This is a genomic window from Novosphingobium indicum (assembly GCF_014645195.1).
Lineage (GTDB): Bacteria > Pseudomonadota > Alphaproteobacteria > Sphingomonadales > Sphingomonadaceae > Novosphingobium > Novosphingobium indicum.
Genome location: NZ_BMLK01000037.1, coordinates 1 through 13,382, shown reverse-complemented (window position 1 = coordinate 13,382; position 13,382 = coordinate 1). Strand labels below are relative to the sequence as shown.

Annotated in this window: 12 protein-coding genes; 1 reads left to right on the top strand and 11 read right to left on the bottom strand. The window is 60.0% G+C overall.

Annotation, left to right across the window (positions count from 1 at the left end):
• Nucleotides 1–33: 33 nt before the first annotated feature.
• The 11 genes from IEX64_RS22180 to IEX64_RS22130 all read right to left on the bottom strand — a co-directional run bounded on the left by IEX64_RS22180 (nucleotide 34) and on the right by IEX64_RS22130 (nucleotide 12,987).
• Complete coding sequence (locus IEX64_RS22180; protein ID WP_229710649.1) at nucleotides 34–885, bottom strand: energy transducer TonB family protein; 852 nt, start codon at nucleotides 883–885, stop codon at nucleotides 34–36.
• The gene (locus IEX64_RS22175) at nucleotides 882–1,328 is read right to left on the bottom strand and encodes a YbaN family protein (RefSeq protein ID WP_188823376.1); all 447 of its coding nucleotides are present in this window, start codon (nucleotides 1,326–1,328) and stop codon (nucleotides 882–884) included. Before IEX64_RS22175 ends, IEX64_RS22180 begins: the two co-directional genes overlap by 4 nt.
• Nucleotides 1,312–1,905: a biliverdin-producing heme oxygenase gene (locus tag IEX64_RS22170; RefSeq protein ID WP_188823375.1), complete on the bottom strand. Its 594-nt coding sequence runs from the start codon at nucleotides 1,903–1,905 to the stop codon at nucleotides 1,312–1,314. Before IEX64_RS22170 ends, IEX64_RS22175 begins: the two co-directional genes overlap by 17 nt.
• Before the next feature lie 79 nt (nucleotides 1,906–1,984).
• Nucleotides 1,985–3,436 carry a surface lipoprotein assembly modifier gene (locus IEX64_RS22165; RefSeq protein ID WP_188823374.1) on the bottom strand — a complete coding sequence of 484 codons (1,452 nt, stop codon included), beginning with the start codon at nucleotides 3,434–3,436 and terminating at the stop codon, nucleotides 1,985–1,987.
• Nucleotides 3,437–3,582: 146 nt separating this feature from the next.
• Nucleotides 3,583–4,359, bottom strand: a complete 777-nt coding sequence (locus IEX64_RS22160) for a Slam-dependent surface lipoprotein (RefSeq protein WP_188823373.1) — start codon at nucleotides 4,357–4,359, stop codon at nucleotides 3,583–3,585.
• 115 nt (nucleotides 4,360–4,474) lie between these two features.
• A complete protein-coding gene (locus tag IEX64_RS22155; RefSeq protein WP_188823372.1) occupies nucleotides 4,475–7,489 on the bottom strand; it encodes a TonB-dependent receptor in 3,015 nt (1,004 codons plus the stop codon).
• A gap of 229 nt (nucleotides 7,490–7,718) precedes the next feature.
• Complete coding sequence (locus tag IEX64_RS22150) at nucleotides 7,719–8,765, bottom strand: FecR family protein (protein WP_229710648.1); 1,047 nt, start codon at nucleotides 8,763–8,765, stop codon at nucleotides 7,719–7,721.
• A gap of 44 nt (nucleotides 8,766–8,809) precedes the next feature.
• Nucleotides 8,810–9,403, bottom strand: a complete 594-nt coding sequence (locus IEX64_RS22145) for a sigma-70 family RNA polymerase sigma factor (RefSeq protein WP_229710647.1) — start codon at nucleotides 9,401–9,403, stop codon at nucleotides 8,810–8,812.
• Nucleotides 9,404–9,683: 280 nt separating this feature from the next.
• Nucleotides 9,684–10,541, bottom strand: a complete 858-nt coding sequence (locus tag IEX64_RS22140) for a plasmid partitioning protein RepB C-terminal domain-containing protein (RefSeq protein ID WP_188823371.1) — start codon at nucleotides 10,539–10,541, stop codon at nucleotides 9,684–9,686.
• Entirely contained in the window at nucleotides 10,538–11,422 is an 885-nt protein-coding gene (locus IEX64_RS22135; protein WP_156843191.1) for a plasmid partitioning protein RepB C-terminal domain-containing protein, read from the bottom strand. The genes IEX64_RS22140 and IEX64_RS22135 overlap by 4 nt, the downstream gene beginning before the upstream one ends.
• Nucleotides 11,419–12,987 carry a recombinase family protein gene (locus tag IEX64_RS22130; RefSeq protein WP_156843192.1) on the bottom strand — a complete coding sequence of 523 codons (1,569 nt, stop codon included), beginning with the start codon at nucleotides 12,985–12,987 and terminating at the stop codon, nucleotides 11,419–11,421. Before IEX64_RS22130 ends, IEX64_RS22135 begins: the two co-directional genes overlap by 4 nt.
• A 74-nt stretch (nucleotides 12,988–13,061) precedes the next feature.
• Between IEX64_RS22130 and IEX64_RS24535 the strand changes: the two genes are divergently transcribed.
• Nucleotides 13,062–13,382, top strand: a 321-nt coding sequence (locus IEX64_RS24535; RefSeq protein ID WP_229710646.1) for a hypothetical protein, incomplete at its 3' end; no start/stop codon positions are given.

Here is a 13,382-nt window from a genome sequence, read left to right as displayed (position 1 = left end):
ATTTGTTCAGACGGCAGATTGAAGAACCTCCCGTCATCTATCTAGATAGAACTCGACCGGGATGGTGAGTTCGACTTCGTCGGGCATGTCCTTGGGAATGGCTGGCAAGGGCTGCGCCCGTTTCAATGTGTCGAGAGCCACCTGATCCAATGTCGTGAAGCCGGAGCTTCGCAGCACCGATGCGCTGAGGACGAAACCAGTCCGGTTCATCCGAAACCGGATCTGGACGGTGCCTTGCTGACGCGCTGCGCGGGCGCGCGAGGGAAAGCGGCGATAGTGTTCCAGATGCGCCAGCAACCGTGCTTCCCAGTTCTCCTTTGCATCGCTGGAAAGATTGGCTGCGGCAGGCGCTGCGAGACTTTTGGGCGCTGTGGTTTCGGGAACGGGCGGACCGGGGTCGATCACCACCTCCACTGGCTCGCGTACTTCGCGCATCAACGACGTGGTCTGGGGAAGCTGCACCATCGGCGGAGGTGCCACTATTGCGGGCTCTGGCTTGGGTCGATCTTCCTGTCGTTCAACCTGCTTTGGACCAGTGGCAACCTCACGAGGCGGCTCCGGAGGCGCTGCGAGAGGCTGCAATTCGACGACTAATGGAGCGGACGGCGCAACGACCATCGGATGCACAACCTGCCACGTAAAAAGCGCACATCCCAACACAAGAGCGGCAACCGCCGCAGTGCCGGCGATTCCGAACAGCCGCGTTCGCCAGTCCATCGGCTGATCGCAATAGCGGCTATGGCCTGGAACGGCATAATTGGCCTGGGTCGGATAGTCCTTGTCGCCTACGGCGGTACGTTGATCAAATCGATAGGAAACCATGACGATGTTGCTGGCGAGCAGTTCGCCTTCATCGTCCGGCACCCGTTGCAGATTATCCCTCATTCCTGATCCTCCGGCGTTGGACGGCGGAGGATCCATATGGCGGTAGCCAGCATCCCCGCCGCCACCGCGACGGCCAGACCCAAATTCGGTCGCACATGCAGCCAGAACAGCCCGTAGCCGGCCGTCATGCCGATGCAGGCCGCAATCTTGGCATGACGCGGAACGGCGCCAGTTTCCCGCCACGCGCGAAGGCCGGGGCCGAAGCGGGGGTGCCCCAGAAGCCAGGCCTCCAGCCGGGGCGAGGATCGCGCGAAACAGGGCAGCGCCAGCAGCATGAAGTCCGTGGTGGGGAGGAGCGGCACGAAGATGCCGACAAATCCCACAGCCACCAACGACAGTCCAAGCACCAGCCAGCCGGATCGGGCTGCACGCCCGCGCCGCAGCAGGGCTTCGGTCGCGGGCTCAGCCCCAGGCTCAGCCCCAGATTCAGCCAATGCGGGCATCGACCAGTGCCTGCACACGTGCGAATGCGGCATTCGCACCTGCTACCGCGCCCGCTTCTTCCTCAACTGACAGTTCCGCTGCATCGAGAGCGGCGGTGAACGCGCGCCAATGCGCCGCAGGCTCCTCGACGGCTGGAGCGAGATGCCGTGCGCCATGTTCGTCGGAAAGACCCATCTTTGCCGCCTCCTTGCGGAGCAAAGCAGCGCCCATGTTCGATCCTTCGGCCACATAGAGCCAGCCCAGCGCCTCCGGGATATCTATGGCACCAGTCTGCGAGAACGCCGGTGGGGTATCGTCATGAGGAAGGAGCAGGCCGAGGTCAGCAAGGTCGGCGGCGATCAGCGGCAGGCGCCGCCGTTCCATCAGGCCGGGCACAAGCGCCTGCAAGGCTGCATTGTCATACAGCGCGTCGATGTCCCGATGGAAAAGATACTGGACCGTGACGAACCGGCCATAGCCTTCGACGCTGGCAAAGGAAGCGGCCGCCGTGATCGACTTGTCGAGCCGGTCATGGGTTTCGTGGGTAAGCGCCTTCAAACGCTTGGCCCGGGAAGGTTCGAGAATGTCAGTCGTCATAGATGCTCCTGTTGCGATGAAAGAAGAGGGGTTGGGGCAGGCGGTCCGAAAGCAGGACGCGGGGCCAGATCGGCGAGCGTTAGAAGGCATAGTCCATCCTCACGGCTAGGCTGGTTTTCCGGTAGGAGTAAAGCCAGTCGACAGTGCTGCTGACGCGGCTGTGCTGGATAAGAAGGCTGGGCTTCAGGCCGGCAAAACGCAGCGCAGGAAACCGGACATTGGCGACATAATTCTGTTCGCGGTCGCGGCGTCTGGCCTCCAGCAGTTCGCTGTAGGCGCGATAATCGCGCTGCCGCAGCGAAGCGAAGGCGAGCAGGCTGACGGCCTGTCCGAACTGTTTGTTCACCCCTAGTCGCACGCCATATTGGCGGTAGGCATTGACCGGATCATCGGCATCCTTGGCGGTGAAGTCTGGCCCTGCGAACACCGTCCAGCCGTGCGGGAGCACTTTCCAACCAGTCAGCAGCACCTCGGTCAATGCACCGTCATGATCTTGGTAAGACGGTAGGCGGTAGGTGAACCAGCGACGGCTGGCCTCGATCCGGATCGCGGTCGTCGTGGAAGGATTGACCATCGTTTCCGCCCGGATGCCAACGGCATCGTAAAGGATATCCGGCCCAAGCGATCCAATGTCGAACGTTGGCGACAGCATGAAACTGGTCCGGGCGGTGCGGTAATCATAGCCCAGCTGGGTGGTCAGCGTGGTCTGGCTGTACCTGCCATGGTCGGGATAGATATCACCGTAGAACAGCACGCGCCCGGTAATGCCGCTGTGTCCGCGAAGCGGAATGCGGCGGCTGATGCTGCTCTCGAAATTGATGCCCGTCGCCTCAATCGGATCCGGCACCTTGCGGTCGATGAGGCAAGTACCGTCCTCTCCTGCGAGCAGGCAGGTATAGCTGGCCGACGACTGGTTGAGATTGCTGCTGTAACCCGGACCCAAGGCGATCGAGCCCTGCCAGCCGCGCCGCTTGGCGAGAGCTTGCGTAAAGCTGTCGATGGTCCGAAGGACGCCCGTCGCCTTGTCGCCTTCGTTCAAAAGGGCGGCGCGGGCGGCTTCGAACAGACGGCGCGCCTCGCGATCCTTGTGGTTCTCGAACAGCACGCGCGCCAGTTCAAGCTGGCCAGGCACGAAATCGGGCTGAAGGCCAAGAAGCGTCCGGTATTGGCGTTCGGCCTCACGCAGCTTGCCGGCAACCCGCGCAAGCGCCCCGCGCGCATAGGCGACAAGCATCGGATCACGATCTTCGAATGCCAGATAGGCTTGGAGGAAGCGCCGGACGTCTGGCCATTGCCTGCGTGCAACGGCGACATAGAGCGCTTCTCCGACCTCGCTGACCGTATTGGCGATTGCGTACGTCTTGCCGTCGATCTCGATGGTCGATGGAACGCCGTCCAGATCGTCGGTATCCTTCAGCAATTGCCGTTCGACCTCGGCGTTCTGATTATCGAGGCTCTGGTCGAGGCGCAGCCGGGTATCGGCATTGCCCGAAGTCTGCGCGGCCGCGGTGCCAGCAAAGGTGCTAGCCATGGCAAGGCTCCAGGCAAGCCGGTACAGAAATTGGGCACGATAAGTCGTCACGAAATGCGGAAGCCCTGATGGAAGAAAGGGGAATGGCCGGGAAACAGAGGTGCCGTGCGGCACCCCTGTCCCATTGCCGTGGCGGCTGCGAAGGTTCAGTTCTTCGTGCCACCGAACGCGGTGTTGTATTGGCGCCCGGAAGAGAAGTTCACGATGCCGGCCAGAGCGGCCGCGTTTGCACCGAAGAAGCGGCCCGAAACGATGCCACTCGACGCCACCGTGCTGCCCGACTGCGTCGCCGTTGCGCCGGCGCCCGCAAAGTTGGTGCCAGCGATCGTCGCCGTGCCGATGTTGACAGCATAGCCCGAACCGGAATTGGCGATGCTGCCGGTCAGCGTCCCCGACGTGCCCGACCCGAAGTTGGCTGTGAAGGTGCCGGTCAGCAGGCCCTTGTTGGCATAATCGCTGACGCCCTTGACGGAATAGGTCGCCGAACCGCTGGTCGGAACAGTGGTGGTGCCGCCGTCATCACCCGCATAATAAACGGTGTGCGTACCGTCCCCGACACTCGACGTCTGCGACCATTCGCCGAAGTAGAGGTTGGCGCTGCCGACCTTGGCAAAATGAAAGACTCCAAGATTGCTGTGATCGGTAGGGACGCTGGTCCCGGCATTGATGGTGCTGACTCCATTGCCATCCGTGCCAACCGAGGATTGCAGGCCCTGGAAGTCGACGAGGTTGCTGAGCCCCGTGGCCGGGACCGCGATGCCTGGTCGTCCGGATACATGTGGCCCGCCGTTTACGGTACTGGTTCCGACGACGACTTCACCGGTATCGCTGGAGGCCCCATAGATGCCGGCATGGGCAGTCCCGGCGAAGGATGCCGATGCGGCCAGCGCAATGGCAATCCGGTTGAGATTCGAGAGTTTCATGCTAGTTCTCCTACGTTCGAGTTGCCTGCGAGCAGGCGCTTGCACCCAGGGTTCGCCACCGCATCCATGTCTTCGTGAGGGATCGGGATGTGGCGGCGGCCCTGAATTTCCATGATCAGAACCGGCCGGTGAGGCTGAGGCGGACCGTGCGACCCGGAGCGGGATTGAGTGCGCGCGTCAGCGGATCGGCATAATATTTGTCGGTGAGGTTGGTGCCGACAAGTTCGGCGGAAAACCGCTCGTTCAACCGAAACTGCACATAGGCATCGAGGGTCAGCGCCTCGCCCCAGGCATAAGGAACGTTGAGCGCATAGCCGTCGATCGGGTCGTCGCCGCCAACCAGTTCGGCCAAAAGCGGATTATCATATTTGCTGTACCAGGTGAGCCTGCCACCGACCTCAAGCCGCCGTTGAAGGAAACGCCCACCGACGGTCCAATTGACAGTGTCTTCCGGAGTTGCCTGGGTGAGCAGATAGCCGCCGAAAAAGCCATATTTGACGCAATCCGGTACCCGGCCCGATCCGCTGTCCATCTGGACGGCGACGCTTTCGTCGCAGACCTTGTTGGTGGTCATGTGGCCCGCACCGATCTCGGTGAAGAACGTGCCATTGTCATAACGGGCCTGAAGTTCGAAGCCGGCGATGACCTGCTTGTCGATGTTGTTGAACATCAGCCGGGTCGTGCGTTCGATCACGTTGCGGGTGGTGTTGCGATACCAGGTCAGCTTGATGTCGGCCGCCTGATCGGCACCGTGAAGCCCGAACAGGCCTCGCAGATCCTGAATATAGGCTGCCTCCCACGAATAAAGATGTTCCGGCTTCAAATCTTCAAGCGGGTTGAAGGACGCCGAAAAGCCGAGCGTGCTCTCAAACATGCTGGGGAAGCGATAGGCCTCGGCATATCGCAGATAGGCGCGGCTGCTGCCGCTCAGATAGACGGTGGCCGACGCCATCGGCGCCCAGCCATGGCCAGACTTGCGCTTGGATTCTGCGGGAGTGAAGGCCTCCTGATTGGGGAGCGCCTGACAAAAGCCGTTATAGTTCGCGAGACTGTCGACGAAGCCATTGGCGCAGAGATTATCGGCGCGATGGTAGTTGCCGTTGGCATCCGCTTCCCAGGGCGATGGGTGATCGACCGTGAAAGGATAGGGATTGGCGGCATAGGCCTGGGCTTCACTCGCCGCGAGCATGTCTGCGAGTTCAGATGGAAAGCCGAACCCTTCCCAGACCGCTTTCCGATAAGCCGTATAGGCGGCTACACTGGTTTCTTCTGTCTGGTAGGTGATCGTATAGCTGGTGGGAACATAGGCCGTGAACTGGTCGGCATCGCCCGCAGCGATCTGTTCGCGCAGAAAATCGTCTACCGCCCAATAACCGGAATAGGTGAGCCCCGCGTTGAACTTGAGGAAGCTCGCCGGCCGCCATTCGCCTTTCAGGTTGATCCGATATTCCTCACGCCGCCCCGCACGGGGATATTGGCGCCAGCCGTCGAAAACGCCGTTCCATTCATCCATCGACCGCAATTTTTCATGTTGCCAATTGCCCTCCAGCAGCAAGTCGATCTGCGAAGACAGTTTCATCTGGTTGCTGGCAGAAAATCCGATTCGGTTGTTCTGCGAATTGGCAATGGCCGTATTGCGCAGGATGGGATCGTCATAGGTGGCGTAGTTCGGAAAACCGCCGGCGCTGTAGGTGTGGCTGACCGTGCGGGTCGCCCAAAGATTCGCCTTCAGGTCGATCCACCGGCTTTCCGGCTGCCATTTATATTCCGCATTATAGGCTTGGGCATGGACGCGGCTCAGCGGCCACTGGATTGCTCCGAAATCCTCGGCGGAAAGGATGCGCGAAGGCATGATCTCGCCATAGTCGGACTTGCTGTCGCGGAAACCGAACTGGAGATACTGGTCATCGGCGATATGCCAGGTGCCCTTGAACAACCAGGATTTGGTTTCAGACGAGGTATTGGGCACCTCGTTGCCCGGCTCATAGCTGAGCGCCATGCGCTGCATGTAGGTCGCGGCGGATTGCTCAAGGTCGTCCTGCGAATAATAGCCCGCGCCATTCTTCCCCGAGAAATAGTTGCCGCGCTTGCGCCAGGCATAGGCACCAAACAAGTCTATGTCGCCGACACGGCCCGCGACCGCCAAGCGCGCTGCCTTGTCGCCCATAGAGAGGAAATCATTGTCGTCCGCCGTGCGCAGATTTACGCGTAGCGAAGGGTCATTATAGGGCGAGGTCGGATAGCCCGCTGTTCCGGGAGAGCCGGGAAAGCCCTCCACGTCGCGATAATCCTGCCCCGTCAACAACGTCGGCAGGCGCGGCGAGGTGGAATTATTGCCCCCCTCCAGCTTCAGTTCGAAACCGAATGCTTGGCCCGGTTGTAATATGTCATCGGCATCGAGCGTGTTGATGACGACCGCGCCGCCGGTCGATCCGTTGATATCGCGCGTCGAGACCGGCCCTTTTAGTACCTGAACGCCAGCGATCAGGCTGGGATCGATATAGCTGCGGTTGCTCGCGCCATTATAGCCGCGCCAGACAGTCAGTGCCTGTTCGGTCCCGTCGATGATGACCGGCACGCGCCCCGGCCCCTGCGTGCCGCGAATGCTAGGATCGATCGCACCGCTGTTGCGCGCGTCGCCGCTGAAGACATTGACCATGCCCTTCAGGACGTCGGACGGTGTCACGCCCTTGTAGCGCTCGACTTCCTCTTTTCCCATGTAAGTGGAGGACAGGTCCTGATCGTATACGGCGTCCTTTTGTCGTTGGTCACGCTCCGCGCCGGTTTCACCGGCCGGCACGGCACTACCCTCCACGCGCAGGGAACCCAGCGCGATCGTGTCGGACTCTGACGGGGCTGATGACGCGATTGATGCGGATTGCAAAGACACGATGTTGCCGTCGATCCGCGCAACAAGGCCGGTGGAGGCAAGCAGGCGGTCGAGTGCCTGCGAAGCACTCATCGTGCCTTTGACGCCTCGAGAGGAAAGCCCCCGGACCTGATCGGCGTCCATGCTGACTTGGAGACCAGATTGCCGGCCAAAATCCGCCAGTGCGTCCGCGACCGATTGCGGCGCGATATCGAACGAGCGCACTTCTTCAGCAACGGTTACCTGCGCTCGTGCAGCCATTGAGGTACTCAAGCCACCAACGGCGACCGAAGCGAGCAGCGCCCGCACCCAGAGCTGACGCCTCCCAAACTCCCGGAAAATACCCCCCGAATTCACCTGACCAATTCCTTCCGTCAAAGTTCGATGACTGACTATATTCGCTAATGCGAGTCAGTTGCATAAACTCAACGTTGGAGCGCAGATGAATTCCGGAAAAATCTGAAGAACAGAGAAAAAAGTGATGCCGCGCCTAGCGGACAGTCACGATCCGCAGCCACGGCGAGACATGGGAAACCGTGACTTTATGCGCTCGCGCCAGGGCCTTCAGCGCAAGATCGGGATCGCGCAGATCATAGATCCCGCTCACGTGCCGGTTACTCAGTCCCGGGCCTCTGGCGATGATATAGCCTTTGTACCAGGGACGAATACGATCTATCACATCGCCAACTGGCAGATCATTGACAATAGTGATCCCATCGCGCCAACTCGCCACGCGGTCGGGACGGACAGTGCCCCGTGTAACCACGGTTCCATCCGTCGACACTGACTGGCCCGCCACCAGTTCCACGCGATCCGATCGCGTCCCGTCCGACGCAGTCACGGCGACACGACCGCGCTGAACGGCAACATCCGTACCGCTGTCCGTTTTGCGCACCGAGAAGGCCGTGCCGAGAACGGTGACGGTGTTGTCTCCGGCGATGACCTTGAATGGATGTGCTTCGTCGTGCGTGACGTCAAACCAGGCTTCGCCGCGAAGCAGTTTCAACCTGCGACCTGCGGCATCGTTCGAGAAGGCAATTGCCGTGGTGGGCGCCAGTTGCACCCTGCTCCCATCGTCAAGCGTCACCTGCCGGAGTTCCCCGGCCCCGGTGATCGCATCAGATTGAAAATGAAGCGCAACATAGGGCACTGCAATCCAAGCAAGGCAGGCGGCCGTGGCAAGCGAGGCGAGCGCACTAGCGGGACGGATGTTCCGGAACCAGGTGCGTCTGGCCGATCCCGACGCTAGGGAGGATGTGATCTGAGGTGACGGCCCCGCAAGCACTATCAGGTCGGAGACCCTGGCAGTTTCCTCCCAAGCGGCGAGGTGAGCCGGACTGGTCGCGAGCCAATCCATGAATTCCGCGCGTAGTATATCGTCTTCCGGGGCATCCTCAAGTTGCACCAGCCACGCGGAGGCTTGGCGGCTGAGATCGCCGCTCCGGCTATGATTCTTGTCAGGCCCCGTTTTCATCCCCGCTTCCGCATGCCGTTCTGCACTGCCCCACTGACGAATGTTCTGAATGGCTTCATGCATTGAACGAACGGGACACCAAGCATTCCGGAAAATTCAGCAGAAGGTCAATCACGGCGCCGCAGAGCCTTCTTGCAATGTTCGACGCCATCCATCACCAGTTCCTGTGCCAGGCTTTTTGAGATGCCGAGTTCAGCGGCGATCTCCACCAGTTTCATCTCCTCGAAACGGTGCATTTCGAAAGCTCGCCGGGTCCGAACGGGCAGTTGCGCCATGGCCTTGTGAAGCAGCGTCAGTTCGTCCTTCGCTTCCAAATGCTTCTGCTGAGAGGGTTCATCGCTCGCTACCAATGCGGCGGCGACGGTCGCATCCGGTGCGATGACCTGATTTTCGCGCGCCCGGCGCCTGTGCCGATCCAAAACAAGGTTATGGACGATGCGGAAAAGATAGCCTTTGGGTTCGTCAAACACGCGCGCTGTGGCCGCTGCACGGAAGCGCAGCCAGGCTTCCTGCACCACATCCTCGGCCTCGGTCGAATCCCCCGTAAGTCTTGCCGCGTAACGGAGAAGCTCCGCCTGAGCGGCGACGAAGACCTGGAGGGAATCCATTTTGGACACCCGCACCGACTCCCCTTGTTTATCAATGACAACCAGCAAGATGCGTAGCACTTCAATTATTGCGAACCAATCGCAAAAATTCACTTTAGGGCGATCATGCCGTTTTGGAGACTGTAAGGAAATTGGGGCGTGCCCCCCCTGAACGGGCACGCCCCAAGCCTCCAAAACACGCCGCAAGCGGCATGCAGCCAGTCATATGGCGACTGGCCTAGCGGGCTTCCTGCGGGTTCGCCGCCATTCCCGCCGCCGCCCTTGATCCGCCCCACGCGGCGGCTTCTCCGACGGTCCCGGCGCTTTCGGGTCCCGGTCCCCATTGAACCAAATGTACTCAGTTCACCCCGGATGCATGGTCGAGCGAGGCCGCCTAGACGATTGATCGAAAGTTCTCGAGAAACTCCGGGTGCCGACTATCTAGGAAACGTTCGATCTCGGGTTTGGACAGCATGCGCTCCAGAAATCCTGAAGCGACAACCAGAACAAGCATGTCGTCGCCATATGACGTTTCCAGTTCCTTGTAGTCGGTGTTGAGTTCCGCCATTTCGCGTTCGAGTCGTTCCATCTGCTCGGGAGACAGGCCAGTCGCCATTGCGTGCCGTTCCGGCTTGTGAAGGTCGTCCGATTTCGTGGTCGCGAGAAGCGCTCTGGCGTAAGATGATGTGAAGTTGTTCGCCGAGATCATGAGTTCGGCGACTTCGAGCTGACGGATCGCCTTCATCTTGCGCAGCTTCTGAAACGCCACATGCCCGACCGGCTTGTCCTTGAGCAGTTCGGCCACGTCCCGGCTGATTCCATTGAGTAGGTGCCGACGCTGCCTGATGACTTTGGTGTCGACATCGAGAGCACGAGCGAGTTTTTCCTCCGAAACGCCACGCTCCAGAGCGCGGACGATCATGTAGTGCTCCTGGATCACCGCCAGCCGATTGACGCGCTTGTTGTAGGTGAAGGCCTCGTCGTCATGGGCAAGGATGCACGGGGCCTCGGTGGCATCGTGCGCTCGCAGCGCCATGAGCCTTACATGGCCATCGAGTATCAGATAGCTTCCGCCCTTCTGACGCGCGACCGAGAGCGGTTCGATCACTCCGATTTCGCCGACAGAAGCGGCGATGCGACGATATTTAACGCTCGCCTCAAGTCCTTTGGGTAGGCGTTTGGTCGGCAACAGCTGATCAAGCGGGACGGTAAAGACCCTCTGCTCGAACGCGACTTTGACGTGTCCGTTCATGGTGTTGGTATCTCGCCGATCCGGTCGGCCAGAGGTTCGGGCAGTGTGGTCAGTCCTTCGGCGCGCATCAGCGTGAGAAAGTGGTCGTCGGCAAGTAAGCGGCGCATCGCGTTGGTGACGAAGAGCAGTCTGCTGCGGGCCAGCGACGCGCGTTTAATCAGTAGCTTCTGGCGTTCGGTTTCGCGCTGGTATGATCGAATCAGGCTCTCGGAGCTGACTCGTCTAGTGCGTACATCCTTGCCCGAACCACGATGGACCTGTTTTCCGCTCGCCTTGCGTTGCTCGATGATCTGGCGAATCGCAAGGACCTGGTTCCCCGGCAACTTGTTTTGCTCGTAGGCCTCGGCAAGCGCGTTCTGAACCTCGCTTTCCTTTGCCCTTGCGATTTCCATCGCAATTGAGTGCGGAATGGTGCCACGTTCTACGGCGTTGATGAGCTTCTCCTCGCCCCGCTGGAGGAGCACACAGATGGCAGCGATATAATCGACCGAGAAGCCGACCTTTTCGGCAATTTCTGTGTGGGAGTAGCCACGTTCGGCCAGGGCACCAATGCCATGGACGAGTTCGAGCGGACTGTGTTGGCGACGGGCAAGGTTCTCGACCAGGCTCATGACGAAGCAATCTTCCTCGCTTGCTTCGACGATGATTGCAGGGATTTCGGAAGCGCCCAGAGCGATGAACGCTTCGAGTCGCCCCTGACCGCAGACGAGGTCGTAGCGGTTCTTGCCTGGACGCTGACTGACGGTGATTGGCTTCTTGAGGCCCAGTGTTGCTATCGAGTCCACCAGTTCCTGGAAGACGCGCTTGTTGCGCGCACGGGGGTTGAGCACGGTGATGAGATCGATCGGCACTTGCCTGATTTCGGGGGTTTCGGCGCTCATGCCGCCCTCCCTAGAGAGGATCGGCGGGTCAGTTCGATGAAGGCATCGAGGCTGTCATAGCGAAAGGCGTCGAGCAGAATGCCGTTGTCCGGTGCCAGCCGGAGTTTTGGCGTCTGGCTGAGGTTGAGCCAAGGGAAGAGATAATAGTCCCGGATTGTCCGGTTATCGTCTTCCATCCGGACCGCGATGGTGAGGTCGGGGCGCAGGCCGCTGTCGAACCGAACCTTCCAGCGCAATCCGCCTGCCGGAGAAACGTGGCAGCGGGCGATCACAAGCGCTGCTGTGAACTCGTCATTGATGCGTAGCAGATCGGACAGGGGATCGCGCTCCACCGTGCCGCCTTGTGCTTCGATATCGCCGATAACGGAGTTGACGATATCAGGATGCATGACTCGCAGAGCCCGGTTGATCTCGATATAGCTGTAGTCGCGCGAAGGCGTGTAGCCGACAAGCTCATAGGCGCGGTTCAGACTTCCGAAGCGATGCCGGAAGGTCGAACTCGACGGCATGTCCTCAAGCTCGTCGATGACCATGCCCGAAAGCCAGCCCTTGTCCGCCAGCAGGCTGGACAGCCGTTCGAGCAATTCCTGATCAGTGAAACGCCGCGAGCGGGCCTGGATGATGCGCTGGGCCGCATCGAAGAAATCGCGCTCGACAATCGGCTCGAAAGCACCGTCCTGCCGAACCCACATATCGGGCGGATTGGCGACACGCTTCGCCTTAAGCTTGTAGGAAATGCGGTTGTAGACGTTGTTGCCGATATACTTCTCGTTGGTCAGGATCTGATGGACCGTCCCGCGAGTCCAGTTTCGGTCGAGATCGGTCTTCAGACCCTCTGCATTGAGGGTTTCGGCAATTTCATTTTCGCTGCGCTGCTGAACCACAAACATGCGGTAGAGGCGTCGGACAATCTCGATTTCCTCGGGCGGTCCCGGCTGCAGGATGACTCTGTCGGTCTGCAGGCTCTTGTGCTCGCCGCGCGCCAGTTCGGTTTTCACAACGCCATGCTCGTCGACCAGCACCCGGCGCAGGCCATAGCCGGCCGGTCCGCCTTGCCGGTAGCCGAGCCGGATGAGGCGGCACTGTCCGGTAAAGACCTTGGCAGAGAGTTCGCGGCTGTATTCGCCAGCCATCGCGCGCTTCATACTCTTGATGATCGTTGCGCTCAGGCTTCCGTCATTCTCAAATTGCTCTGCGCAATAGTGTACGGTGATCCCGCCCTCGCGGCAGATGAACTCGTAATAGGCGCTTTCGTCGGCATCCTGAAATCGGCCCCACCGACTTACGTCATAGACGAGTACGGCCTCGAAATCGGCATTGCCGGTGCGCACATCGTCTATAAGTTTCTGCAGCGCAAGACGGCCTTCGAGCTTCAGACCGCTCTTGCCCGAGTCTTCGTAGGTCCTGACGATCTCGAAGCCGCGCCGCGCCGCATATTGCGCGATGATTTCCGCTTGGTTCTCGGTGGAATATTTCTGGTGCTCCGTCGACATGCGCACATATTGCGCCGCCCGGATCAGCGGTCCTTCATGCGTTGCTTCAGTTCGTTCTTCGCTCGCCCGCATCGGTCCAGTGCTCTTCATGTCACCGAGAAATGACACCCTCTGACTCTGGAATGTATTATTTGGAGTTCGGGCGTATGTCGTTCACCGAGAAGGACCGAAAACTTCGGTCGAAATCCGGAAACAGTTTTCCTGAATTGTCACCTTCGTCATTGAGTGCAGCACTCGCGCTCGCATTGAAGGCGGAGTTTGGAGCCTTGGCGTCATCGGTCAAAACTGTCGCGAGACTGACAAATTCAAACGAGCGGGCAGTTCGGAACTGGTTTGAAGGCAAGAATAGCCCGAGTTCGGATAATCTCGTCGTGCTGATGCGCCATTCCGACCAGATCCTGAGCTCGACTTTGTACGTTTTTCGTTACGTCCAGGTCCAGAAGAGGCTGATGTTTGCGATGTGGTTA

What these genes read in the sequence shown, in the direction of transcription:
- IEX64_RS22130 (WP_156843192.1), bottom strand. Translation starts at nt 12,987, where the DNA reads ATGCGGGCGAGCGAAGAACGAACTGAAGCAACGCATGAAGGACCGCTG.
- IEX64_RS22165 (WP_188823374.1), bottom strand. Translation starts at nt 3,436, where the DNA reads ATGGCTAGCACCTTTGCTGGCACCGCGGCCGCGCAGACTTCGGGCAAT.
- IEX64_RS22140 (WP_188823371.1), bottom strand. Translation starts at nt 10,541, where the DNA reads ATGAACGGACACGTCAAAGTCGCGTTCGAGCAGAGGGTCTTTACCGTC.
- IEX64_RS22135 (WP_156843191.1), bottom strand. Translation starts at nt 11,422, where the DNA reads ATGAGCGCCGAAACCCCCGAAATCAGGCAAGTGCCGATCGATCTCATC.
- IEX64_RS22155 (WP_188823372.1), bottom strand. Translation starts at nt 7,489, where the DNA reads ATGGCTGCACGAGCGCAGGTAACCGTTGCTGAAGAAGTGCGCTCGTTC.
- IEX64_RS22180 (WP_229710649.1), bottom strand. Translation starts at nt 885, where the DNA reads ATGAGGGATAATCTGCAACGGGTGCCGGACGATGAAGGCGAACTGCTC.
- IEX64_RS22175 (WP_188823376.1), bottom strand. Translation starts at nt 1,328, where the DNA reads ATGCCCGCATTGGCTGAATCTGGGGCTGAGCCTGGGGCTGAGCCCGCG.
- IEX64_RS22170 (WP_188823375.1), bottom strand. Translation starts at nt 1,905, where the DNA reads ATGACGACTGACATTCTCGAACCTTCCCGGGCCAAGCGTTTGAAGGCG.
- IEX64_RS22150 (WP_229710648.1), bottom strand. Translation starts at nt 8,765, where the DNA reads ATGCATGAAGCCATTCAGAACATTCGTCAGTGGGGCAGTGCAGAACGG.
- IEX64_RS22160 (WP_188823373.1), bottom strand. Translation starts at nt 4,359, where the DNA reads ATGAAACTCTCGAATCTCAACCGGATTGCCATTGCGCTGGCCGCATCG.